20 protein-coding genes are annotated in these 23668 nt (G+C 69.6%); 8 read left to right on the top strand and 12 right to left on the bottom strand.

What is annotated here, in order from left to right:
* The first annotated feature begins 228 nt into the window (after window positions 1–228).
* Complete coding sequence (locus OHT52_RS31195) at window positions 229–1005, top strand: hypothetical protein (protein WP_328723530.1); 777 nt, start codon at window positions 229–231, stop codon at window positions 1003–1005.
* Between the two features lie 62 nt (window positions 1006–1067).
* Here the strand turns inward: OHT52_RS31195 and OHT52_RS31190 are convergent, their stop codons facing one another.
* The 4 genes from OHT52_RS31190 to OHT52_RS31175 all read right to left on the bottom strand — a co-directional run bounded on the left by OHT52_RS31190 (window position 1068) and on the right by OHT52_RS31175 (window position 4059).
* Window positions 1068–1610 (bottom strand): CAP domain-containing protein, encoded by a 543-nt coding sequence (locus OHT52_RS31190; RefSeq protein WP_328723529.1) that lies wholly within the window; start codon window positions 1608–1610, stop codon window positions 1068–1070.
* A gap of 668 nt (window positions 1611–2278) precedes the next feature.
* Window positions 2279–2758, bottom strand: a complete 480-nt coding sequence (locus OHT52_RS31185; RefSeq protein WP_328723528.1) for a hypothetical protein — start codon at window positions 2756–2758, stop codon at window positions 2279–2281.
* Between the two features lie 302 nt (window positions 2759–3060).
* Window positions 3061–3426: a hypothetical protein gene (locus tag OHT52_RS31180; protein ID WP_328723527.1), complete on the bottom strand. Its 366-nt coding sequence runs from the start codon at window positions 3424–3426 to the stop codon at window positions 3061–3063.
* Between the two features lie 132 nt (window positions 3427–3558).
* Window positions 3559–4059 carry a hypothetical protein gene (locus tag OHT52_RS31175; protein WP_328723526.1) on the bottom strand — a complete coding sequence of 167 codons (501 nt, stop codon included), beginning with the start codon at window positions 4057–4059 and terminating at the stop codon, window positions 3559–3561.
* A gap of 84 nt (window positions 4060–4143) precedes the next feature.
* Between OHT52_RS31175 and OHT52_RS31170 the strand changes: the two genes are divergently transcribed.
* The 3 genes from OHT52_RS31170 to OHT52_RS31160 all read left to right on the top strand — a co-directional run bounded on the left by OHT52_RS31170 (window position 4144) and on the right by OHT52_RS31160 (window position 10025).
* Window positions 4144–5067 carry a hypothetical protein gene (locus OHT52_RS31170; RefSeq protein WP_328723525.1) on the top strand — a complete coding sequence of 308 codons (924 nt, stop codon included), beginning with the start codon at window positions 4144–4146 and terminating at the stop codon, window positions 5065–5067.
* Between the two features lies 1 nt (window position 5068).
* Window positions 5069–7984 carry a DEAD/DEAH box helicase gene (locus OHT52_RS31165; protein ID WP_328723524.1) on the top strand — a complete coding sequence of 972 codons (2916 nt, stop codon included), beginning with the start codon at window positions 5069–5071 and terminating at the stop codon, window positions 7982–7984.
* A 910-nt stretch (window positions 7985–8894) separates the two neighbouring features.
* Window positions 8895–10025: a cytochrome P450 gene (locus tag OHT52_RS31160; protein ID WP_234437556.1), complete on the top strand. Its 1131-nt coding sequence runs from the start codon at window positions 8895–8897 to the stop codon at window positions 10023–10025.
* 943 nt (window positions 10026–10968) lie between these two features.
* Here OHT52_RS31160 and OHT52_RS31155 read toward each other — a convergent pair.
* The 6 genes from OHT52_RS31155 to OHT52_RS31130 all read right to left on the bottom strand — a co-directional run bounded on the left by OHT52_RS31155 (window position 10969) and on the right by OHT52_RS31130 (window position 13527).
* Window positions 10969–11409, bottom strand: coding sequence for a DUF6415 family natural product biosynthesis protein (locus OHT52_RS31155; RefSeq protein ID WP_328723523.1), 441 nt, complete (start codon window positions 11407–11409; stop codon window positions 10969–10971).
* Window positions 11406–11597, bottom strand: coding sequence for a hypothetical protein (locus OHT52_RS31150; protein WP_328723522.1), 192 nt, complete (start codon window positions 11595–11597; stop codon window positions 11406–11408). Before OHT52_RS31150 ends, OHT52_RS31155 begins: the two co-directional genes overlap by 4 nt.
* A gap of 95 nt (window positions 11598–11692) precedes the next feature.
* Entirely contained in the window at window positions 11693–12544 is an 852-nt protein-coding gene (locus tag OHT52_RS31145; RefSeq protein ID WP_328723521.1) for a helix-turn-helix domain-containing protein, read from the bottom strand.
* A gap of 27 nt (window positions 12545–12571) precedes the next feature.
* Window positions 12572–13099: a DUF6879 family protein gene (locus OHT52_RS31140; protein ID WP_328723520.1), complete on the bottom strand. Its 528-nt coding sequence runs from the start codon at window positions 13097–13099 to the stop codon at window positions 12572–12574.
* Complete coding sequence (locus OHT52_RS31135; RefSeq protein ID WP_328723519.1) at window positions 13068–13394, bottom strand: hypothetical protein; 327 nt, start codon at window positions 13392–13394, stop codon at window positions 13068–13070. The genes OHT52_RS31140 and OHT52_RS31135 overlap by 32 nt, the downstream gene beginning before the upstream one ends.
* A gap of 7 nt (window positions 13395–13401) precedes the next feature.
* Entirely contained in the window at window positions 13402–13527 is a 126-nt protein-coding gene (locus OHT52_RS31130) for a hypothetical protein (RefSeq protein WP_328723518.1), read from the bottom strand.
* A gap of 43 nt (window positions 13528–13570) precedes the next feature.
* Between OHT52_RS31130 and OHT52_RS31125 the strand changes: the two genes are divergently transcribed.
* Window positions 13571–14869 (top strand): PIN domain-containing protein, encoded by a 1299-nt coding sequence (locus OHT52_RS31125; RefSeq protein WP_328723517.1) that lies wholly within the window; start codon window positions 13571–13573, stop codon window positions 14867–14869.
* A gap of 181 nt (window positions 14870–15050) precedes the next feature.
* On the opposite strand, the gene OHT52_RS31120 is transcribed toward OHT52_RS31125, so the two are convergent.
* The gene (locus OHT52_RS31120) at window positions 15051–15863 is read right to left on the bottom strand and encodes a hypothetical protein (protein WP_328723516.1); all 813 of its coding nucleotides are present in this window, start codon (window positions 15861–15863) and stop codon (window positions 15051–15053) included.
* 643 nt (window positions 15864–16506) lie between these two features.
* Between OHT52_RS31120 and OHT52_RS31115 the strand changes: the two genes are divergently transcribed.
* The 3 genes from OHT52_RS31115 (at window position 16507) to OHT52_RS31105 (ending at window position 19322) form a co-directional block, all read left to right on the top strand.
* Window positions 16507–16731, top strand: a complete 225-nt coding sequence (locus tag OHT52_RS31115; RefSeq protein WP_328723515.1) for a hypothetical protein — start codon at window positions 16507–16509, stop codon at window positions 16729–16731.
* 592 nt (window positions 16732–17323) lie between these two features.
* Window positions 17324–18634, top strand: coding sequence for a DUF1254 domain-containing protein (locus OHT52_RS31110; RefSeq protein ID WP_328723514.1), 1311 nt, complete (start codon window positions 17324–17326; stop codon window positions 18632–18634).
* A 58-nt stretch (window positions 18635–18692) separates the two neighbouring features.
* On the top strand, window positions 18693–19322 hold the full coding sequence (locus OHT52_RS31105; RefSeq protein ID WP_328723513.1) for a GAP family protein: 630 nt from the start codon (window positions 18693–18695) through the stop codon (window positions 19320–19322).
* A 375-nt stretch (window positions 19323–19697) separates the two neighbouring features.
* Here the strand turns inward: OHT52_RS31105 and OHT52_RS31100 are convergent, their stop codons facing one another.
* A complete protein-coding gene (locus OHT52_RS31100) occupies window positions 19698–20543 on the bottom strand; it encodes a LamG-like jellyroll fold domain-containing protein (RefSeq protein WP_328723512.1) in 846 nt (281 codons plus the stop codon).
* Between the last annotated feature and the right edge of the window lie 3125 nt (window positions 20544–23668).

The raw sequence follows: 23668 nt of genomic DNA, 5'->3' as shown, positions 1-23668 counted from the left end.
ACGAGCCCCAGGTCGGGAAGCAACACCTTGATGATCTGCAATCCCTTAGCAGACCGACCAAACCGGGGGCACCGGTACAGCGGACCGTGATGGGCACACCGGACCTCACTCCCCGCCCGCGTCCCGGGCGGCGCCCTTGGCGTACTCACCATCTGGTTCGAACTGAGACTGTCCGGCAGCACCACCGCGCCGCGCGTCAAGGCGCGACCGCACCGGTGGATTCAGCGGATGGTGACGAACGCGCTGCCCGCCCTGCGGGCATGGGCGGCACAGGGCAAGGACTCGCTGCGGTCCATTACCCGTGACGACGTCCTCGCCATCCTGCCGGACAGCGGAACCCCGCGCGTCGACATGCTCCAGGGCCTGCGGCACATCCTGTGGCCACTGAAGAACCGGCGGATCATCTTCACCGACCCCACCGCCCGGATCTTCTGCGGCACGCCGACCCCCACCAGCCCCCTGCCCTTCGAGGTCGACGCCCTCCGTGAAAACCTCGGCGAACAGCACGTGCCGCGGGCCGCCTTGGCGGCCCTGGCCGTCTTCCACGCGCTCAGCTCCGGGCAACTGTGCAGGCTGAAGACCACCGACCTGCGCGACGGGCGGCTGTTCCTGCCCGGCCGGACCGTCCTGCTCGCCGACCCGGTGCGTATTCGCCTGGCGGCGTACCTGGACTACCGCAACCGCCGCTGGCCCCGCACCGCCAACCCCCACCTGTTCCTCTCCCAGACCACCGGCTGCGGTGTCGAGCTCGTCAGCCACGTCTGGATCAACGACGTCCTCGGCATGCCCACCAGCCGGCTCCGCGAGGACCGCCTCCTCCACGAAGCCGAGGCCACCTGCGGCGAGCCCCGCCGCATCTGCGACCTCTTCGGACTCTCCGTCGCTGCCCTGCGCTACACCGGCACCATCGACCAGCCCGGCCTTATCGAACACAGCCTCCGCAACGCGGGACCGCCACCGAGGCAAGGGGCCGAGCAGAAACCAGGAGACCACTCCTGGCCCTGAGCTGTACCGCCCGCCGAGCGGGGCTCGGTGGGCGGTGTGGATGTTGCGGGTTCGCTCAGCCCTCAGCGAGGCCGGCCGACGTTGTAGGGGAACTTGTGCAACTGGTTGCCTGCCGGGGTGTAGCGTGCCACGACGTAGGTGGAGGCTTCGGGAAGGATGCTGCCGGCCGGACACTGGGCGACGGCGAGGCTGATCTGCGTGGTGCTCTGCCACACCACCTGTGTGAAGTTTCCTGTCTGCGCACTGAAGCCGGGGTTGCCGTAGTTGTACCGGTCCGACTCGGCCATCCAGGTACGGAAGGCACTTTTGATGGCGGTCTGGTTGTCTGTCGCTGTCTCTGCGTGAAGGGTCTCGCCGTAGCCGTTGCTGGCGTTCGAGTGCTTGAACTTGCAGTCCTTCGCGTGCTGCTCCGTGGCCGGAGTGAGTTCGTCGCTCCAGGTGAGAGGCCGCGCCTGGTACTTGGCGCGATAGTCATTCACCGTGGTGAGGGTCAGGCTCTTCTCCTGTGCCGTTGTTTCCGCCGACGCGGGAGCCGTGCTCATCAGGGCGGCAGCGGTGAACGTCGTGGCCAGGGCGATATGTCGCGCAAAGCGAGTCGAGATCATGACTCTACGTCATATCGCTAATGCTCTGAGTAATCAAACCCGAAGGTCGCCGCCCGGGAAGTTTCCGCTCGGGAAGTTCGACATACCCGAAGTCTCCAGGCTCAGGGTGCCGCACAGCCGCAGGACCGCCCGTACGCGTGACAGGTCAACGACCAGGGCATCGAAGCGCCGACGAGGTGGGTCAACTCCGGCAGGTCTGTCCCGGGGCACCGTCTGCACCGCGGGCCGCTCAATCACCGAACGTGAGCGAGGCGCCCGCGGCTTCCCCAGGCAAGGCATGCGACGGCCCCGGGCTGGCCTTCCCGCCGCAATCTGGAAGGTCGTGGCCCTCGCCCGCGACACCCACCCCAGACCGCGGCATCACCTACGCGCCTCCTGGCCTCGTCTGATTACAGGAAAGCCCGAGACCGACCGTTTCCGCCTCCGCACTTCATCGCACCCGCCGCCCGGCCCTGCGCACCCCTCGGTTGGGCGGGCACGGACGAACCCCGGCCCGGCCAGCTACCGTCACCCACGCTTTACCCGCGAGTTCGGCTTCGAGCCCACTTCAGAAAACTCGAACCCACGGCCTTTGGCCATCGTCTGTTGCGCGCCCCGGCCCGCGCCCCAGTCGCCGGGAGCCTCCATCGCCTGGCAGCCCGGGGACAGGTCTTCTCGCATCCGTCGGATCAGGCCTGTTGGACGGCAGTCCACTTCTGCCCGTCTTCCTCCGCCACGATTGGCCGGAGCACCACGGAGCCATCGACGTTGGTGAGTACCTGCCCCGGGTACATCCTGCTCTCGATCGTGTCGTAGCTGCCCGGCGTGAGGTTCACCTTCCACCTCTGCGGCTTGCCGGGGTTGGCCGCACAGGGCGCCAGGCGGACGTCGTCCGCAGCCTCCGCCTTGAGACACGCGGCGGAACCGTTGAACTCGATCTGGTACACCCCGGCTGCCGCCCCCGGCGGCGTCTTCAGTACCCACCCGACGGACCCGTCCTGGCCGGCGACCAAGTGCTCATAGTCGTCAGTTCCGAGAAACTCCGACGTGAGCTTGTTGAGGAAGGAGACTTTCCGGTCCTGCGCACCAGCCGGGCTGCCGATGAGAACACCGGCACAGACCCCCACGGCAACCGCTACCGCGACCAGGGACTTCTTTCGGTTGGCCATCGTCCACCACGCCTTTCGATACCCGCTGCACCGACCGGGCAGCGAGAAGGAGCGCTGCGACCATTCGCCGCAGCGCCCCTTAAACGATCACAGGCTCCGCGCGTCACCCCCACGACAGGCCGTGCGGCCGTGCACGCTTCCCGGCCGCCGATTTCGAACGATCGACGGTCAGGTCGTGATGACGCGCCCGTTACCGTAACGGCACCCGCCCCTGCACCGTCACGGTGCGGGGGCCGGGGCAAAGGCCCTTCGGTCGGTCAGGGGCACTTCAGCCGCTCCGGCCCGCGGTCCGCTGCTCTGCTTCACGTGGCGGGCGGGGCCCGGTGAGCCTTGATGTAGCGGGCGGGGTCGCTGCGGTAGGTCGTTCGCCAGTGGCGTGCGGCCTGTTCGGCGAATGTCTCGTTGGTGTCCAGGATCTCGTCGAGCGGGTCGAGGAAGGTGAGTGCTCCGGGTTGTTCGAGTCCGTCGTGGATACGGGCCTGCAGGCCCTTCCGTGCGAGTGCGAGCAGGTGGCGGGCCAGGTCGCGGACGGTGTGTCCGCCCAGGCGGGTGGCCAGTCCGGCCGTGGGCGACGTCCGTTGTGCCGTGTCGGTCTCTTCGGGTGTGTGGTGCCGGAGGAGTTCCCAGGCCGCCGTGCGCGAAGGGCGCGGTAGGTCTGTCCGGTCCACAGGGCCGGTACCGCGGGGATGTGTTGGTACGGGGGCCGTCCGGAGCCCCGGGTCTCCAGGATCCGGCGGACACGGACGGTGGTGTAGATCTGGTCGAGGTGGGAGAGCCAGTCGTTCCAGTCGGGTCGTCCGTTACCAGCGCCGCGTGTCGGCAGCTCGGGCCACGCGCGATGCCTTCGGGCCGAAGACGTCGTCGAATGCGTGGGCTTGGTGGCTGCTGACGAGATAGTAGGCACCGCTCCGGTGTCGCAGGGCGTGCGCGGTGTAGTGGAGGACTTCTGCGGGCGTGAGGACGTTCATGTCGCCCAGGACGTAGTAGAGCGGTGTGGGGGCGTGGGCGGCGGTGAAGAGCAGGCCGGCGTTCACGGTGGCGGTGCTGATCGCGTAGCGGTCGCTGCAGGTGCTGGGCATGCGCTCCTTGGCGTCGATGGTGACGAGGTCGGCTCCGCGGGCGGCGATGAGGTCGGGGAACTGCCGCAGAGTGGAGCGGGTGCGGCGCAGCGCGTCCTGGATCGGGGCGGGGTAGATGCCCTGGCCGCAGGGCTGCACCGTCCATCCGCGGGCCTGCAGAGCCTGCATGACCCGGCTCTCGTGTCGGTCCCCGATGTCCTTGCGTTCCGGCCAGGTCGGCACTGCTCTCCCTTGGATCCCACAGCGCGAATAGTGGTACGAAGCGAGAGTGCTTCGTGCTACCACCGTAGGGGTTAGGATGCGGCCATGGCGGCATACGTTGACCCACGCTTTCGTCCCACGCTCTGGCCGGGGGCGCCGGTTCCGGCGCCACCGCTGGAACCGGTCCCCGGTGTCCGCGTCGACGGAGACTGGATCCTGTGGGACCTCCGGGACCCGCGCGCAGTGCGGGAGTCGGCCGCACTTCCCGATGACTTCTACCTGCGTGAACTGATGGAACTCGATCCCGACGATCTGCCGACCCTGGCCGGCTGGATCGGCACCTACGGGATGTTCTGCGACTTCGGCACAGGCCTTGCCGCAGCCGACTGGAGCGAGGACGAAGAGCGCGAGCTGGAGGAACTCGCAGAACGTGACAACGGCGGCACAGGGGGGTCCGGCATGCACCGAGACCTCCTCAAGATCTACGTCCGGGAAGCCCAGACAGCTGTCACGACCTGGCTCGCCTGCTGCCGCGAAGGAGGCCTCGACGGGCTCATCGCCCCCGAGACCACCGAAGCCCGGCTGGCCCAGCTCCGAGCCGACAACGCCCACCGGGACGACGGTTGGCCACAAGACTTCGATGTGCTCACCGAATACCTCCTGTGGACCCGGCTCAGCCAGCTGAGAGGCGCGATGCAGGCAGCCCTGCGACCGTTCAGCATCGGCATCGGCGGCCTCGCCGACCGCCACCCCACCATCTACTCCGTGGCCTTCCTCCAGCTCTACAACCACATGGCCGAAGGCGCCACCGTCCGCGAATGCGCGAACGAGACCTGCCGGCGCCCTTTCGTACGCCAGCGCGGCCGCGCCGAATACGGCCAGTACCGCACCAGCGGCATCAAGTACTGCACCCGCGAATGTGCCCGCGCCCAAGCCCAGCGAGAACTACGCCGGCGCCGCAAGCAACAACCAGCACCAAGCCCCGAACCAACCGCACCCCAGCCGCCGGCCACCTCTCAAGGAGCCTGAAGTGATCAGGCTCCGCGAACACCAGGCAGACCAGAAAGCGGCCTTCCGGAAGTGGGTGGGCTTCCCTGCAAGGTCATCGGTGCCCCCGCAGGGTGCCCGGGGCACGATCGTGTCCGCGACCGGGTCGGGCAAGACGATCACGGCCGCCGCGTGCGCGCTGGAGTCGTTCGCGGACGGCCGGATCCTCGTGACCGTGCCCACGCTGGACCTGCTCGCGCAGACCGCCCAGGCGTGGCGGGCGGTGGGCCACCGGGCCCCCATGGTCGCGGTGTGCTCCCTGGAGAACGACGCGGTGCTGAACGAGCTCGGGGTACAGACCACCACGAACCCGATCCAGCTCGCGCTGTGGGCCGGGCACGGGCCGGTTGTCGTGTTCGCCACGTACGCCTCTCTCGTGGACCGTGAGGACATCACCGCACCTGCGGAGCAGCGGAAGGTTCGCGGGCCGCTGGAGTCCGCGCTCGCGGGCGGAGAGCGGTTGTACGGGCAGCGCATGGACGGGTTCGACCTCGCGATCGTGGATGAGGCCCACGGAACTGCTGGTGATCTTGGCCGTCCGTGGGCGGCGATCCATGACAACGCCCGGATCCCGGCGGACTTCCGGCTCTACCTCACCGCGACCCCGCGCATCCTCGCCGCGGCCAGCCCGCAGAGGGGCAACGGCGGCCAGGAGGCGGAGATCGCGAGCATGGCCGACGACCCGGACGGCACGTACGGCGCGTGGCTCGCGGAGCTCGGGCTGAGCGAGGCGATCGAGCGGGAGATCCTCGCCGGGTTCGAGATCGACGTCCTGGAAATCCGCGACCCCTCCCCCGTCCTCGGGGAGTCGGAGGAAGCCCGGCGCGGCCGGCGCCTGGCCCTGTTGCAGACCGCGCTCCTGGAGCACGCCGCGGCGTACAACCTGCGTACGGTCATGACGTTCCACCAGAAGGTCGAAGAGGCCCGCGCATTCGCGGACAAGCTGCCCGAGACCGCGGCCGCGCTGTACATGAACGACGCCTCCGACGCCGACCTGGCCGCCGCCGACAAGCTCCCCGCCTCCTCCATCGACGCGGAGTTCTACGAGCTGGAGGCCGGCCGCCACGTACCCCCGGACCGTGTCTGGTCCGCGTGGCTGTGCGGCGACCACCTCGTCGCCGAACGCCGCGAGGCGCTGCACCAGTTCGCCAACGGCATCGACGCGGCCGGACGCCGGGTCCACCGGGCGTTCCTCGCCAGCGTTCGCGTCCTCGGGGAAGGCGTCGACATCACGGGCGAGCGGGGCGTGGAAGCCGTCTGCTTCGCGGACACCCGCGGCTCCCAGGTGGAGATCGTGCAGAACATCGGCCGCGCGCTCCGGCTCAACCGCGACGGCAGCACGAAGGTCGCCAGGATCATCGTGCCGGTCTTCCTGGAGCCCAACGAGGACCCGACGGACATGGTGGCCTCCGCGAGCTTCAGGCCGCTCGTGGCGGTCCTCCAGGGCCTGCGCAGCCACGACGAGCGCCTGGTCGAGCAGCTCGCCTCCCGCGCGCTCACCAGCGGCAAGCGCAAGGTCCACGTCCAGCGCGATGAGGAGGGGCGGATCGTCGGGGCCGGCGGCGCGGGCGAGGGCGAGGACCAGGAGGACGACGACACGCAGGCCGCCGCCGAAGCGACCCTGCTGCACTTCTCCAGCCCGCGCGACGCCGCCACCATCGCGGCGTTCCTCCGTACACGGGTGTACCGGCCGGAGTCCCTGGTGTGGCTGGAGGGCTACCAGGCCCTCATCCGCTGGCGGGCGGAGAACGGCATCACCGGCGTCTTCGCCGTCCCGTACGACGTGGAGGTCGAGGTCGGCGTCACGAAGGACTTCCCTCTGGGGCGGTGGGTGCACCAGCAGCGCAAGGCCTTGCGCGCCGGCGAACTCGAGGAGCGGCGCAAGACGCTGCTGGATGCCCCGGAGGCCGGGATGCTCTGGGAGCCGGGTGAAGAGGCGTGGGAGGCCAAGCTGGCCGCCCTGCGGTCGTACCGGCGGGCCACCGGGCACCTCGCGCCGCGTCAGGACGCAGTGTGGGGTGAAGGGGAGGCGATGGTGCCCATCGGGCAGCACATGGCCAACCTGCGCCGCAAGGGCGGCCTGGGGAAGGACCCGAAGCGTGCGGCGGAGCGCGCGGAGCAGCTGGCGGCGGTCGACCCGGACTGGAACTGCCCGTGGCCGCTGAGCTGGCAGCGCCACTACCGGGCGCTCGCCGACCTGGTCGACGCCGACGGCCACCTGCCCTACATCGCGCCCGGCATCACGTTCGAGGGCGACGACATCGGGACGTGGCGGTGGCGGCAGCAGGAACCCGGCACGTGGGCGCAGCTGATGCCCGAGCAGCGCGAGCGCCTGGAGGCGCTGGGCGTGCGGGGCGCGCCCCTCCCCGTGGCCATCGCCCCGGCGGAGCTCCGTCCGGCGCTGGCCGCCGCACTCAAGGGCCCGAAGAGGGCGGGGAGCAAGGCGGAGCAGGCGTTCCAGCGGGGCCTGGCAGCCCTGGCGCAGTGGGTGGAGGAAGGGCAGCGGCCCGTCCCGCGCGGCGCGGTGGTGGACGTCGTAGTCGACGGCCAGACGGTGCCGGTGAAACTGGGGGTGTGGCTGTCGAACACCAAGTCGAGACGCGACAAGCTCACCACGGAGCAGCGCGCCGCCCTCGCCGCGCTCGGCATGGAGTGGGCGGGCCCGGCCCCGGCCGCCGAGGCCGGCGCCCCGGAGCCGCCCGCCCCGCAGCCCCCGCAGCCCCCGCAGCCCCCGCAGCCCCCGCAGCCCGCGCAGGCGGCGTCCCCGGCGAAGCGGGCGGTGCGCGAGCACCACGAAGAGTGCGACGGGGAACTGTACGAGGGCGGAACCTGCACCTGTGATCTCATCCAGCGACTCGGACCGCCCTCCGACCGGGACGGCTACGGAGACGACTTCTGACGGCTCCCCCGCCGCCGTACGAGACCTCGGGCCTGCTATCAGGGCCCGGGGTCTCGTACGTGGTGACTGCAACGCGGTGGTGCAACACCGCTCCTGGAAGCTGGGAAGCGCGCGAACTGGCAGGTCAGGGGTGAAACGCGATGCGGTGTTGCACCCTCCGGCAGCCGGGTCGGGGTGCCTCCAGGCGGTCCAGACGTTCGTACTCGGAGCGAGGGTGCGCGGTGCCGGACGCAGCGCACGGTGCCCTCCTGCGTCGTGGACAGCCAGCCTTCCGCCTTCCAGGCCCGCTCTGGGTGCTCCCGGTAACCGCCGCCGTATTCGTCGTCGTCATCGTTCCGGAGGAATACTGGATGAGCAGTGCGGTACGGCGAGGTACTCAGCCCGGACAAGGCCGCCGCGTTGAACGATCAGCTGCACGGTGAGTGGCGGGCCTGGGCTCGCTCAGACCGTCGAGGGCTTCCGGTCCGGGAGCTGAGCGCGGCATGAAGAGCACAGCGGGTTCTCTGGGGCTCGGGCCTGTTGCATGAGATCGAGTCTGGCAGGTTCGCGCAGCTCAGCGCCGGATGAAGGCCGTGTTCCGAACGCAACACGTGTGGTGGCGCTACCTCCGGGCGTCGCTGGCCGTACGGCGGCTTGGGCGCGGGCAGCCGGGGCGCGTTCCTATCGGGTCTTGGGAGCGGCCACTCGGAGGTGAAATCGGCAGGCCGCTGTCTTGTGCGCTGTTGTACCTCTTGGCGCGGCGAGCTTTGGGTTTGGGTCGTGATGTGCCCCTCGTCCGGGTGGTGATCTTTGGTGAGTCTTCCGCGCACCGGTCCCGTGCTGTCACGCTCTGTATGTGTCGATGACATGAAGTGATCGACCACTGGGGCGGCATGCCGCCCTGTGTCGGCCCTCGGGGGAAGGACCTGCGGTGAGCGTGAGAGAGATGAGCCGGTTCCGGCGGGACCCTTTGGGGTTCGTCGAGGATTTCGCCCGCCGCAGTCCGACCGACGTGTTCCGCCTCCCGTGGGGCGCCTGGTGTGTGCGTGACACGGACCTGGCGATGACGGTGCTGCGTGACCCGGTCTTCAACAGCGGGATGGCAGGCTTCTTCGGGGACATGCTCCCTTCTCGGGATACCCAGATCGGCGTCGGCCGAGCGGTGCGCAACACGGTGCGCGATTACCTCCCCGCCTATCGCGAGGCCATGGCCCGGGCGGTAGCTGAACTGCCTGTCGTCAGTGCATGGCCCCGCACTGGTCTCGAACTTGTCCAGCGAGCCACGGCCAGCCTCCTCTTGTACCCCGCTGCCGCGCCCACGTTGCGCCGGCTGCAGGAGCGGAACGTGCAGATCGGCATGATGCGCTCACCCCACATGCGCAACCGAGTGCGGGCAGAGATGCTGCGTCCCAAACGGAGGGCCGCGGCGATCGAACACGTCGCGCAACGTCGGGCCGAAGGCATCCCCCCGGGCCCGCCGCGGGACGTACTGGACGCGGTCCTTGGCGCGTGCCCCGCTGAGGTCACCGACCAGGGTGCGGCGTCGGCGTATTTGCTGCTGGCCCGTTCGATCGTGGGAACCGTCGGCTACGCGGTGGCGTGGGCGCTGCTTCAGGCGTGTGTGCACCATCGGCCGGGCTCGTCGTGGCCGTGGCCTACGGACTGGATGGCGCGTGAAGCGGCCCGCCACCGCCCGGTCGTCTGGATGGTAGGTCGCCGCGTTCCCCAGACTGCCGAGTACGGCGGGACCGCGTTCCAGCCCGGCACCGTTCTCTCCGTCAGTCCTTACTTGCTCCACCACGACCAGCAGCACTGGAGCAAGCCCGGGGAGTTCCGACCTGAACGCTGGGGTGAAGCCGGGGAGCACGGCCCCTACCTGCCCTTCAGTGCCGGACCCTTCACCTGTGCCGGCGCCGCGGTCGCACACACCCTGATCACCGAAGCCCTGACCGCCCTGACCAACGGCAGCCGCCTTTCGGTCCACCGCGCCACCATGCGCCCCCATGTCACAGACAGCGCCGTTCCCCGCGCCTTCGAACTTCAGCGAGACCCCACTCGCTGACATCCCTACAACACCCGAGAGGAGGTGGAATCATCATGATCGCTGCCATCCGACGCATCCTCAGCACTGCACCCGCGTCATTCTGGGAGGGCTGGGGCATGCACTGGGCCGAGTAGCCAGTGCGCCCTGAGTGGCCCGCACGTCCAGCACACCAGGACGTGCGGGCCAACCGTTCGTGGGTTGACTGAACGGATATCAGCACCGTCGTCGCCAGCGGGCTCACATCAACAACTCCTAGAGTCCTGCAACAGCCCGCCGCGGAGCCACGTCCCCCCGAGAACGAGCCTCGGAAGGTCCACACGCCCAGGTCACGCAACGTCACGCAACAGCTGATCCACCCCGAGAGAAAGCGGGTTGCCTTCGTGCCCGTAGCGGTGGGTGGGCTGCTGGCAGCGGGCGCAGGGGCCGGTCTGGGTGCTCACGTCTCTAGAGCCTACGACCGGGGCCGTCCAGGCTGGGACAGCTGTCCTTCAGCGGTGTGCCCTCTCTACGGCGGCGGCCCCGAGCCGTCGCCCGGCTCCCGGCCCAGCGCAGCGCAGCCCGCTTCCCCGACCTCTCCTTGCCCGCTCCCGCCCACCATCCAGCGCCAGGCCCGGGGAACGAGGGGAAGTCTGACCACTCACCACCGTCCATCCCGCCTCTGACCTGCACCAAGTCAGGGCATCGCTTCGGGATGGCGCAACAGATAGTGCAACCCTAGATGCATCCGATGGTGCTACGCCGCCGCGTGGCCGTGGCCGGAGTCGGTGCTGGGACGCGGGTGGCGACTGCCCGGCGAAGCGTCGCCGTCCCGTCCCACGGGGTTGGGGCCGGAACCTCGCGGCCGGCTGTCGACGCGGAGCTCGTGGTGAGTTCCACCGGCGTGGTGAGGTCGCCGGGGACCTCACCACGAGCTCCGCGCGCTCACCATGGTGCTGCGCCCCGGATGAAGTGGTTTCCCTCATCAGGTCGGGGCCGTCGAGGAGTCCGTCACAACGCGGTCCAGGCGTTCGTAGAGGGCGCGGACGGTGCGGGCGCGGGCCTGGACGCAGCTCATGGTGCCCGCGGGCAGCGGGGACAGCTGTTCTTCCGCCTCGCGCAGGACGAGGTCGGCGAGCGCCCGGGGCCCGCTGCTCTGGGGAAGTCGGTCGGCCTGGTGGCGGAGCTCGGCGGCAACGGCGCGGGCGTGGCCGGTGAGCTGGAGGGCGATCTGGTGGTAGTCGCGGATCGCGAGTGTGTCGGGGCAGGTCCAGGCGAGGACGGCCTTGATGAGGCTCTCGTAGGGCTGCCGGTCGAGCGGGAGCCCAGCTTCGAGCAGTCCGTCCGGGTCGTACAGGACCGTGTGCGTGCTGGGACGCGACGGCGGCGGGGCCGGAGCCTCGTCCGACGGGAGGCCGGCGGTCACCGCGCGGTGCCCGTGCGGCGCGCGGCCCTGTCGTCTTGGCCCACGGACTCGGACTCGTGGTCGAGGAACCGGGCGTAGCCGCGGTGGGCGCGGGCGAGCAGGGCCGGGGAGGGGACGCCGTAGACGGCCGGCCGGGGGGCGGGTTGCGGTTCCTCGGTGGGTGCGGCAGTGCGGAGGGATGAGGGCATGGGGCGCCGCCTCTCGAGCTCGTGGACCGTGGGTCGTTCGACGCTACGTACCGTTCGGCGGCGGGCTCAAGGTAGTTGCGCGTTGTTGCGGGATTTCACTCGAGGGCGTCGATCGCGGTGAGGATCAGGGTGCGTGCCGGTGCCCCGAAGACGGCCAGTTGCTGGAGTTCGCCGAATGCCTTGGCGTAGGTGGCGATTTCGGTGGGGCGGGTGACGGCGATCTCGGCGGTGAGGGTTTCGACCAGGACGCGGTCGGTGTCGAAGACCATGAACGTCTCCAGTGGCCAGATGTGCCGGGTTGCGGTGAGCGGGATGATGCCGAAGGCGACGGAGGGCAGCGACATCAGCTCCAGGAGCTTGCCGAGCTGTCCGGCCATGACGCCGGGGTCGCCGATCCGGTAGCGCAGGACGGCTTCCTCGGCGAGGAGGACGAAGCGGTGGCGGCCGTCGTAGATGACGCGGGAGCGTTCCAGGCGGGCGGTGGCGGCGTCGGCGGCGTCGTCCGGGGTGCCCTGGAAGGTGCTGATGGTGGAGAGGAGGGCGGTGGCGTAGGGGTGGGTCTGGAGCAGGCCGGGGATCACGTTGGAGCAGTAGACGCGGAAGAGGCCGGTGCGCTGGTAGAGCGGGACGGCGGCTTTCTGGGCGGTGGCGATGCCGTTGCGGTGCAGGCGCCGCCATTCCTGGTACATCTCGTCGGCGGTGCGGGAGGCGGCGATGAGGTCGGCGGTGTGCTCGTCGGCGTCGCAGGCGTGGCACCAGGCGCGGATGTCGGCGTCCGAGGGGAGGGCGCGGCCGTTCTCGATGCGGGAGGTCTTGGATTTGTGCCAGCCGCACCGGTTGGCCACCTCGAACGACTTGAGGCCGGCGTCCTTGCGCAGGCCCACCAGGCGTTGGGCGAGAGCCGTACGCGCGGCTTGTGCGGCGGAGGACGGGGAGGCGGTCGTCATGAGGTGGCGGCCCTTGCTGTGCGCTGGTCAGATGCGGTACTCGGCGTGCGGGGCGGCCCGTTCCCACACCGTCCGGAACGCCTCGGCGCAGAGCTTGACCGCGGCCGGGTCGTCGGTGTGGTCGGGTTCGAGGGGGTGGCCGTCACCGGAGAAGATGTTCCACCGCACGACCTGGTCGTCGATGAGCCAGAAGTCGTTGCCCGGCAGCGCGAGCGCGGAAGCGCGGCGTCTGCCGAGCCAGCGGACCTGTTCCCCGGCGCGGAGGTTGGCCGGAGTGATGGCGTGCTCGAAGCGGACGTAGCCGGTGACGGGCTCGGAGACCACCCTCGCCCGCAGCACCTTCACCCCCCGGGCGACGGTCCGCTCCACCAGCGGCAGCCACCCGGACCAGAACGCGGAGTCGTCGGCGGGGACGCTCCCGTCGCGGTGGAACGCGTCGTAGGCCTCCCGTTCCTCGCCCACGGCGTAGACGTCGCGGAGCTCCAGGTGCACGGCGCGGTGCCGGGCGGAGTCGAGGAGTTGCTCAAAGCTGGGAGCCGGCGGCTTCTGCGGCATCACACGCCTTCCTGATCTGATCCACCATCCGCACCGGGATCCGGATGACGCCCTCGTCGTCCGCCGGCGGACTGTCCTGACTGCAGACGGCCCGGGTCCGAGCGTCCGCGAACTTGCCCTGCAGAACGAGCTCCGGGCCTTGGGCGGTGTCGGTGTCCACCCACACCGCCGGGCAGTTCCCTCCAGACGAGTTCGGGTCCGTGCCGAAGAAAAGTAACGCCATGATTGCCTCCCGGACGAGCCAGTTGCGGGTTGTTGCGCACTGACCGTCCCGCAGGGCGGTATCGGCGGTCAAGGGCCGCTCACCGGGAGGCGAGCGGTGCGGGGGGATTGGGCGGGACGGCCCCGGTCTTGATGGCCGTCGCGACCATGTGCTCGAACTCGGCACGGTGGCCAGGAGATGCCCCACCGAATCCGGTGGTGTGCACCTGTTGAGATCCTGGAGGCTCGCTCACGGCAGGAAGGCACTTCATGATCATTCTGGACACTTGCGTGATATACGGCATGTCACTCACCGGAGCGGAAGCGGCTCTGCTTCGCGCCCTCCGCGAGACCGGAACCGAACGGGTCGCGGTGCCCTGGATGGTCAGGGAGGAGCGCGTAGCGCAACTGGCCCTCAAGTACGAGGCTGCGCACGAGAAGGCGCTCACAGCCCTCAAGCAACTTAAGCGGGAGACACCGGGCGCTGTGCCCGATCTCGGTGCCCCTGACTTGGAGGCAGTACGCGCGCACTGGCGGGACAAGCTGGCCGAGCTGGTCGAGGTGCTGCCCACGAGCGAGGCCGCACTGCGTGGGGGCATGTACCGGGAAGCCAACATCCTTCCGCCGGCGAACTCCATGCCGCATCCGACCAGGCAGAGAAGGGTCCTGAAGCTGGGCGCCCGGGACGCATCTATCTGGTTGTCGGCCGTGGAGTACGCACGGGACCACCCGGAGGAGACGGTCTATTTCGTCAGCAGCAACACGAGCGACTTCACTGACGGCAGCGGGAAGTACCCCGCCCCCATGGACAAGGACGTCGAGGGCCTCGGGGAGCGCTTCGTCCACTTGAAGAGGCTCGATGAGGTACTGAAGCTCGTGGCTCCGTCCGTTGAGGTCACGTCCGAGCAGGTGGAGTCACAGCTGCCTGCGTACGCCGACCACTTCCGCGACGCTGCACTGGCCCAGTGGGGTATGCCCACCTCTCCCGCCACGGCTCGCTTCCCCGCCCGAGCGGCGACAAGCGGCGCGGTGGGGGAGGCCTCCTGCTGGCTCGGCGCCCGCGACACCGTCAAAGTCAAGGCCGTCGAGGTGAGCGAGGTTCGGGGCTACCGGCTGAGTGACGACGAGTGGTGCACGGCTACGGTGCTTTGGCAGGTCACAGGGGCAGCCTTCTTCGCCGACGCCGTGACCACGGTGGCCTGCACCTGGCGCACACGCATTCTGCTGCCCCTCGTCGAAGATGGGCCCGCACCGCGGATCCTGAGCGCTGACAGGCCGACAGCCCCGGCCGACGACGCGAGCATCGACTGGCCCCCCGCCAACGATGCCGACGTCCGGCTCGCTGACATTCGTCGTGTGGTGGAAGCGGTACAGGGAGGAACCCGTTGGGAGAAGGTGCTTGCCTCGCTCTGGGCGATGTCTACGGGGCTCTCCTTCGATGACGCGGCCAGGAGGCGGTTCATCGAGACGGAGCGCGAAAACAAGATCCGCATGGACATCGAGGCGGATGCAGCCACGGCTGAGGACTGGACCGCCGGCGACGACCTCTGGTCTGGACTCGACGACTGAGCCTCCGACCGCCCGCCGTTCATCCGTCGCCGCCACCGGCGTCGCCCAGGAGGAACGAGAGGCAGGCGACCCCACTGCCAGCTCTCTGTGCCCACAGCCGCACTGCCGCAGCACAGCGGCGCGAACCGTGCCCCTGGGGGGTGATCCCCAGGGGCACGTGGTGTGTCCGGCTCCGGCCCGGTCAGTCCCTGCTCGCCGCTGCGGCGGTGAGCCAGTCGGCGGCTTCGGTGTCGGTCATGAGCAGGAGCTGCGTGGGGTGGGCGGTGCCCTCCTGGACGACGTGGGCGTGGCCCGGGTGCTTGCTGCTCTTCGGGGCGGGGCCGGCTATCGGGGCCAGGCGCTGCCAGGTGTCGGCCGTGAACCGGGCCAGGATCACGGTGGCGAACAGTTCGTGGGCCGCCGCGCCGAGGACGCTGGTCTGGGGGGTGCCGTCGAGGATGACGTGGACCCGGACGGAGCGTCCGGTCCACAGGGCTTCCTCGAGCGCGGTGACGGCCGGGGACGTCGTGGGGTCGTCGTGCTGGCGGAACGTCTCCCAGTAGCGGGCGAGCCGGTGCAGGGTGCCGTTGGCGCTGTCGATCGCGACGATCAGCCTCGGGGCGTCGGCGAGTTCGTGGTCGGGAAGCTGGTTGCGGCGCTTGAGTTCGTCGGCGAGGTGGACCAGGGCGTCGTGGATGCCGGCGATGTTGCCGCGGTGGGTCACCGTCGGCAGACCCTTCGCCCACAGGTGGGAGATCCGCTTGAGGTCGAGGACCAGGGCGTGGGCGCCCTGGTGCAGGAACTGTGCGGTGAGGGAGCGCAGGACGGTGGTGCTGCCGCCGCCGCTTGAGGTGCAGTCGAGGACGTGCGGGGATTCGGCGTCCAGGTCGACGGCGATGGCGCGGCCGTCAGTGCTGATGCCGATGAGGGCGGTTCCCTCGGGCATCGCCTCGATCTGCTCGCGAAGGCCGGGGGCGGAGAAGCTGAGCATCGTCGGGAGCGCGGTCTTCGTCATGGCGGCGGTGTTCCTGTTCTGTGTGGTGCCTGGTGAACCGGGTGTTCTCCAGGGCCGGGGGGATCGCATCGGAGAAAGCGGACAGGTCCGGATCGGCGGGCGGCGGGCCGGATTTCCGACCCGCCGGTCTCTGGGGGGGGTCAGTCGAGGTCGGTTGTGCCGGTGGCCGCGCGGGGCCGGTTGTGCCGGTGGCCGCGCGGGGCCGGTTGTGGGCCCACCTCTTGAGGTCGCTGACGCGGTAGAGGAGTTCGGCGCCGCGCTTGCCTGCCGGGCCGGGGAAGGCCGGGTCGTTGGCGCGGGCGAAACGCAGCGCGAACAGGGTGATGCCGGGCAGGTAGTGTTCGGCGGCCTCGCGGAGCCCCACCGCCTGGTCCTCGTCGACCACGGCCGGGACCGGGGTAGCCGGCGGCGGTGCCGTGGCGTCGGCCGCGAGCTCACCGGACGCGGTCGCCGGGTTCCGGGCGTCAGCGGACCGGTCTTCGACCGTGGGCGGCTCGGAGGCGGGCGGGAGTTCGCCGGTGCTGAACGGGTTTTTGGGGGGTGGGCGGTGGGTGACCCGATCGGGTGAGCGCTGCGGGAGCGGGTGCTTTCGCCGGTGCGGGCCGGAAGGATGGCGGGGTGATCCTGTGGGAAGGGTGGCGGCGTGAGTGACCGGGGGCTCGTGATCTCGTACGACCCGGAAACGGGCAGCGGCCTGATCGTGCGGATCCGGGACGGTGCCGAGCTGTGGTTCCACCGCAGCTGTCTCGAGCCGCACGACACGGGCGTCGCCGCGCTGATGTTCCTCGACGTCCTTGAGGTCGAGCCCTACCCCTGGACCACGGACGGGCTCCGCGCCCTGCGGGTCAGAGTCCGGCCCACCCAGTAACCACCCCCGCCCTCAGCCAGGCGGCCGGGCGGGCGGTGGATCGCCCCGGGCGCCTGCTGGCCGGGCGGCGTTAAGCGGTGCCGCGGGCCGGTACGGCAAGAGGGACCCGGACGGCGGTCGGGTCCCTCCCTCGCATCGTGACACACACCGGCCGGGGCAGGAGGCGGGTCAAGGAGTTATGCCAGGCCCGGGGGGCCAGGTGAACGTCGAGGCGGGAACGGCACCGAAGGGCCCAACCGGCCGGCGCCACAGCCGGGACCGTCCGGACGCTGAACCCGGCGGAGGCCGAGGCAGCAGGGGTAGCAGCACCAGGACGACGGCGAGGACAGCGGGCACCATCCACGACGGCACGGCCCGGGGTGGGGCCGGCGACTTCCAGCCGGGCGCCCGACTGGAAGTCGGTGCTGCCGTAGTGGTGCACGCCCCTGCCCGTCCGCGCAGTCGTTGCCTCCCATTCGCGGGCAAGCCCGGCCGCCGCACGGTCCAGGTGGCGGCTGGCTCGTTTCGGAAGGCCGGACAGGTGTCCGGTCTTTACGATCACTGTAGGACTATGGGGCGCATTGCCCTGATTTGAGGGCGACGGGTGAGTGGCATGGATCTGGACGCGGTGCGGGCGACGGCGGCGGAGGGGTGGGTGTACGGGCATCCGATGCTGGAGAACTACCGGACGATGTACGCCCAGGCCGTCGACGCGGACGACCACCGGTATGTGGGCGGTTTCGGGGTGTTCCGGCATTACGCGCAGCCGTCGCGGCCGGAGAACACCGATGTGGTCACGCCGAACAACGACACCCCTTACTCGTGGTGCTGGCTGGATCTGCGGGTGGAACCGTGGGTGGTGTCGGTGCCGCCGATGGACCGGTACTACGTGCTGCCCTTCCATGACCTGGACACCACCTACGTCGGCTTCGTCGGCGCGAGGACCACCGGGCAGGAGGCCGGGGACTATCTGATCGCCGGGCCGGGCTGGGACGGCGCGGTTCCAGGCGGTCTGGCGGGGGTGCTGCGCGCGGACACCCATCTGGTGGGCTGTGTGGGCCGCACCTACCTTGCCGGGGTGTCCGAGGCGGACGTGCAGGACCTGCGCGCCATCCAGGAGCAGTACCGGCTGCGTCCGCTGAGCGCGTACACCGGGCAGGACGCTCCCGCTCCCGCGGCCGAGCCCGTCTGGCCCGTCTGGCGGGAGGAGGCGGGCTCGAGTATCGAGTTCTTCACCGTGCTGGACTTCCTGCTCGGCTTCTTTCCCGTCCTGCCCACGCAGAGGGATCTGCGCGACCGGCTGGCGGCTCTTGGGGTGAACGGCACCGGCACCTTTGACCCCGCCGGTCTGCGCCCCGAGGTTCGGGCGGCGGTGGAGGAGGGTATCGCCGAGGGCCGCAGGCGGCTGGTCGATGTCATGGACTCCGCGACCGATTCGAGTTCGTTCTTCGGCACTCGCGAGGAGCTGGGGGAGGACTACCTGATTCGCTCGGTCGCCGCGGACAAGGGTTTGTATGGGCTGCCCGCCGCCGAGGCGTGGTATGGCGGCTGGGTCAGCGATGATGCCGGCAACCGTCCTCCGAACGCCGCGATGCGCGACTACACCATCCGCTTCGCCGCCGACCGGCTCCCCACGGCCCGGTTCTTCTGGTCCGCCACCATCTACCGGCTGCCCGAGCGCCTGCTGGTGGACAACGAGATCGACCGGTACTCCATCGGTGACCGCACCCCGGGTCTCATCTACGACGCGGACGGCGGCCTGACCCTGTATGTCCAGCACGCCCGGCCCGCCGACCCTGGACAGGCCGCGAACTGGCTGCCCGCCCCCGATGGCCCCTTCACCGTCATCATCCGCCTCTACGGGCCGGGCACCGGCGTCCTGGACGGCACCTGGCAGCTGCCGTCCCTGACCGTGGCAGGCTGAACGGGACAGACGCGATCGGGCAGATGCTCGCTCCGGCTGTCGGTATCGCATCAGTCCGGTGCCGGTCGTCGCGGTCGTCGCGGTCGTGCTGATGCTGGCGACACCTCGCGGACGAACCAACGGCATCGCCTTCACGGCCGCCTGGACGGTGACCCTGCCGGCGCTGAGCACCGCCGTCGTGCTGCTGGGCCCCGGCGCCGACGCACACGCGAACGGGCAGACGGCTCCCTGGGTGTCCTGGGTGAAGCTGGCGGCCGGTGTGCTGTTCGTGCTGATGGGCGCCAAGCAGTGGAAGAGCCGCCCGCACGAAGGCCAGCAGGCCGAGCTGCCCGGCTGGATGAAGGCCATCGACACCTTCACTCCGGGCAAGGCGGCGGGACTGGCCACCGCGCTGTCCGCGCTCAATCCGAAGAACCTGGTACTCGCCGTCGGCGGCGCCCTCTCCATCGCCGGCAGCTCCGCCTCGGCTAGCGGCAAGACCGTCGCCGTCGTGCTGTTCGCACTGATCGCGTCGCTGTGCGCGCTGCTGCCACTTGGCGTCTACCTCACCGGCGGGGAGAAGTCGGCGCGGGTCCTGGAGGCATGGAAGGGGTGGATGGCCGCGCACAACGCGGCCGTCATGACTGTGCTGCTGGTCGTGCTGGGAGCAAAGTTCATCGGCGACGCCCTCACCGGTCTGAACGAATGACCGCCCCGGTACGGGCGCGGCCCTGGCCGGTCGCCGACTGGGCACGCCGCTACCGCAAGCCATGGCTGCGGGGTGATGCGCTGGGTGCGCTCACTGCCTGGGCGCTGATCGTTCCCGAATGTGTCGCCTACGCCCAGATCACCGGCGTGCCCCCGCAGAACGCCTTCTACGCCGCTCCCGTCGCCCTTCTGCTCTCCGTGAAGGACCGTGTGTGCTGGGACCCGACGGCGGCGGGCCGGGCGTCAGGCTGGCGGTCCCTGCACGGTGCGCGGCCTCGCCGTCCTGCTGGTCTCAACCGCCGACAGCGCGGAAGCGCCGGCACTGCTTTGGTCGAGGCACACACCAGAGCCGGCGATCGATCTGGCACGGTGTTCCTCAGACCCCTTGCATGGCGGCGTGGTGAGCGGCGATGCGGGTGGCCGGCAGCTCGGCACCGTAGACGGCGACTTTCCCCATGGCGCCGTGGAAGAAGGACGCCAGGTCACGCGTGGCGATACGAAGAGGTGCAGTCCCGTTGCGCGGCCGAAACGCATATTGCCGGAGACTGTCCTGGTCGCGGAGGTGTCCGTCTTTGTAGATCTTGGTGTAGCCCGCCGGGTATTGGTTGCTGCTGGTCGTGGTGTTGACTACCAGGACGTAGTGGATCCATTGACCAGGTGTCAAAGGATCCTGAAAGTAGCTGCCGTTGCCGAGGCCGCCCCGAGGAGAGAAGGCGTATCCGGAGATGCGGTTGGCGCGTCGCTCGGAATTACTGAGGGAGTAAATTCGAGCGGCGTATTCTTGCTCGCCTTTGGTTCCTTTGCCGAGCCAGTGCACGTAACCGGAGGCCTCGCTGCGGGAAAATTCACGGGCGTCGGGGCGCATCCACGCTTCGATGGTGAGGACGCCCCGGGTGGTCACGCTGAGGTCGTTGGTGTCCGGAATCTCGGCGTACTGGGACGAGCCGTTGAAGACTGTGGCTGGTTCGCCGTCGGGGAGTGTCGTACGTGAGGGCGTGCCGTAGAAGGTGCCCGTGTGCCCATTGCCGGTGCTGTCGGTGGCGGTGTCCTGGGTTGCCAGAGGCCAGTAGGCGACGGGGGAGTCTTGGCGAACTACTTGGTCGTACGAGACGGGGGTCTCGGCCGACGCGCTGCGGGCCGGCAGAGCTACGGGCGTGAGAGCGCCGAGTAGGGCGATTGTCGCGGCAGCGGGAATCGCGTTCCGGGAGGCGCGGGCTCGCACGTGCAGTCTCCTGGCGTATGGGAAGCGGCTTTGATCAGGACTAAAGCACTTCTGTCGCGGGGCCCGGGCGTTCAGCCGTGGTGGGCCGTTTTTGCGGCCAGGGGATGTGGGCACGGAACAAAGGCGAGTTTCCGGCTCTCATGTTGGTGTACTGGCGTGTTCTCACTCAGCCTCGGCGCCATCCCTGTGGTGGGACCGAGATCGAATGAGGAATTACCCGAGGGAGTTGCTCTTCATCGCTTCTGAGAACGAGACGGCCTCGTAGAATCATGAGGCGCGCTCCAGCAGCTGGTCGAGGTGCCCGGAGCGCTGGTCGGAAACGCGTCGGTCAACGACTCACACGAACAACGACTGGCGGTGCTGGTTGGAACGGCGCCGCTGTCAGGCGGTCGGCTCAGTGCGGAGCTGCCGCACGTCATGCATGAGCGTGCACGAAGCGCTGAGGAAGATCACGTTTTACAGCCGCGAGCCAGAGGCTGTGCCAGAACCGTGCTCACGAACGCCTGCAACGGCCATCAGCGCGCTGGCAAGGACACCGAAGGCCGAGATCAGAGCGCTGATGCGGTGGGTCACTTCCGCCGGCCGATAACTTCGGCCGGCGGAAGTGACCCAAACGAAACGCCCTAGTGTATTGATCATGAGCGTTGATCACACAGGGTCTCCGGTGCATCTCGGGGTCATCGAGACCAACGAGTATGTCGGGGCGCCCTGTTGCCGCTGTCATACGCCTTGAGCGGCCGTCGTCCGCCGTCAGGGTCCGGTCTCAGCCTGAGACGGGAATGCACAGGGCATAGAAGGTGACCTCACGGTTGAGTGAGGACCCGTTCGAGACCGCGGTGAGCCAGGTATTGCCGGACGGGAACGTCTGCTCGACGACCACTCCCCCCCCGATCGGGTTGACGGAGGCGCCGCCTCCCGTGACAGCCGTACCGGCAGGGCAGACCGCACCACCCTGCACTGAGGAGTTGGCAGGAAGTGGCACGGTGTTGGTGACGATCTGCGGGGCCTCTGTGGGGCCGGCAGGACCCTGAGGACCAGCAGGACCAGCAGGACCAGCAGGACCCTGAGAACCAGCAGGACCGGCGGGACCGGCAGGACCCTGAGAACCAGCAGGACCGGCAGGTCCCTGAGGACCGGCGGGACCGGCGGGACCCTCAGGTCCGGGCGGTCCCGCCGGTCCGGGCGGGCCGGGCGGGCCGGGCTCCGGCTTGCACGAGTGGTCACAACCCCCGCCGCCGCGTCCGGTCGCGTCAGCGGCGTGAGCCGCCGGCATGGCTACCGCGCCCGCGAGCGCGATCGTCGCCAGCGGCAGTGCGAGGCGTGAAATGCGCCTCACATGTCGATGCATGGACTCCTCCTGGGCTTAAGGAATGGCCAGCCGCGCGAAGGCGCTCCGGCCCCTGCCCGCCGGACCGGCGGCGCGTACAGAGCTGAAAATGTGCCACCTCGACGGAAACTGGAATTTATCCATTTATGCACCGATTTTCAACGATACGCGCCGCCCTTCCCAAGAGGTTGGCCAGGCAGCCGATCGCAGCCGGGAGAACCGCCATCACCAAGGGCGGGTGCCCACGGCAAAGGTGGCGCCCGCGTCAACAGAAAATGGCCGTACGGCCCGGAGGGCTGCGGTCTGATCGTGCAGGTCCGGGACGGTACCGGACTGTGGTTCCACCACAGCTGCATCGAACCCCCGAAGCCGAGCCCTACCTCTGGGCGAAAAGCGGACTGCACGCCCTCCGGGTCCGCGTCCGGCTCATCAAGTGACCGCCCCGGAATCAGTCGCCGGTCGCCAGGCATGGGGATTCCCTGCCAGCGGCGGGGCCGGCCGACGCGAGGCGAACGCGGCAGGGTTCGGTGGCGGGAGGGACCCGGACGGCCATCGGGTCCCTCCCCCTCACATCGTGGAACAGAGCGGGCGCCGGGAGCGGCACACTGAAGCCGGGGCCGGGCTGCTCATTCCGGTTCCTTGAGCGAAGACGCGGAGCGGTGCTGGATCCGTGGAGGACAGCTCGGCACACCCACGGACTCCGGCGCCGTACCGCTTGCCGGGCCCCACGGCGTGGGTAAACCCGACGGGGACACAGCATCACGGCCACGAGACGCAGTACGGCTCATAGGGCTGCCGGGGTCGGGTGGAAGGCCGAGGCGGAAGTAGACATGGGCGAGGGTGACCAGGACACGGGCGTTGTCCCGCCGGCCCTGGTCGAGAGCTTCGGACGCCCGCTCGGCCAAGTCCCGGGCGACAGCATCCGGTTCGCCCTCCCCCGGCCCCGGAGCGGAAAGCCAGAACTCCAACGCTTCCACCAGCCCTTCACGCAGCTCAAGGCCGTTCAAAGCGCAACGTGCTTCGAACGCCGCCAGCAGGTGCGGGGGCAGCGAATCGCCGAAGGGAAGACGGACACGCGACTGGAAACTCATGACCCGTCCAACGAGCCGCGGCCCGGCGGGTGCCGCCGCCCACGAACACCCGCCCGGCACGGCGAACACCAAGCAGGTCCTCCACCCGGGGCCGGTGCCGGTTCTGGGGCGGCGCGACTTCCAGGAGCACGGCAATGCCCCGGTGCTCCATGAGCGGCGGGCATGGCTCTGCCGGAGAAGGCACGTGCGGCCTGGGTGAGAACCGGGCGGTGAACACCGCTTCGTTGCTGTCCCTTGGAACAGACCGCATTTTCCGGGGCGCGGCGGACGCCGACTACTTACCTGGGAAGCCCTTGCGGGACGTACCGGCCCGGTCCCGCCGCGTCCGGACCCGCCGCGCGCACGGCGGGTCCGGACGCGGAGCCGGCCGCGGTGCCCTGCTCCGCCCTTGGTCGGCGCCACCGGGTGAGGGGCGGGCCGGAGTCGAGCGGGGGGTTGCGGAGCTAACCCGACCCCGTCAGATAGTGCCGCTCAGCCCCCGAACCACGTGCAGATTCTGACCAGTTGTTCGGATTCTGTGCAGTCTGACCCGTCTGCTGGTCGGGGCTGTCGCCCCCCGCGGCGGCGGCATGGTCGCTCCGGCTGTCCTGTCCACCGCCCGCCCCGCCAACGAAGAGGTGGAGCGCATCCCGCGCCCGCCCCTACCGGAAGGAACCCCTGCCGTGTCCCACCTTGAGGCTCGCGTCCTCTTCCTCACCGCGCTCGTC

The organism is Streptomyces sp. NBC_00247 (assembly GCF_036188265.1).
Taxonomy (GTDB): domain Bacteria; phylum Actinomycetota; class Actinomycetes; order Streptomycetales; family Streptomycetaceae; genus Streptomyces.
This window is presented reverse-complemented; position numbering and strand designations above follow the sequence as displayed.

Excerpts from the sequence above, each read along its gene's own strand:
- OHT52_RS31110 (WP_328723514.1), top strand. The coding sequence starts at position 17,324 with ATGGATCTGGACGCGGTGCGGGCGACGGCGGCGGAGGGGTGGGTGTAC.
- OHT52_RS31195 (WP_328723530.1), top strand. The coding sequence starts at position 229 with ATGGTGACGAACGCGCTGCCCGCCCTGCGGGCATGGGCGGCACAGGGC.
- OHT52_RS31170 (WP_328723525.1), top strand. The coding sequence starts at position 4,144 with ATGGCGGCATACGTTGACCCACGCTTTCGTCCCACGCTCTGGCCGGGG.
- OHT52_RS31145 (WP_328723521.1), bottom strand. The coding sequence starts at position 12,544 with ATGACGACCGCCTCCCCGTCCTCCGCCGCACAAGCCGCGCGTACGGCT.
- OHT52_RS31150 (WP_328723522.1), bottom strand. The coding sequence starts at position 11,597 with ATGCCCTCATCCCTCCGCACTGCCGCACCCACCGAGGAACCGCAACCC.
- OHT52_RS31125 (WP_328723517.1), top strand. The coding sequence starts at position 13,571 with ATGATCATTCTGGACACTTGCGTGATATACGGCATGTCACTCACCGGA.
- OHT52_RS31120 (WP_328723516.1), bottom strand. The coding sequence starts at position 15,863 with ATGACGAAGACCGCGCTCCCGACGATGCTCAGCTTCTCCGCCCCCGGC.
- OHT52_RS31190 (WP_328723529.1), bottom strand. The coding sequence starts at position 1,610 with ATGATCTCGACTCGCTTTGCGCGACATATCGCCCTGGCCACGACGTTC.
- OHT52_RS31140 (WP_328723520.1), bottom strand. The coding sequence starts at position 13,099 with ATGCCGCAGAAGCCGCCGGCTCCCAGCTTTGAGCAACTCCTCGACTCC.
- OHT52_RS31185 (WP_328723528.1), bottom strand. The coding sequence starts at position 2,758 with ATGGCCAACCGAAAGAAGTCCCTGGTCGCGGTAGCGGTTGCCGTGGGG.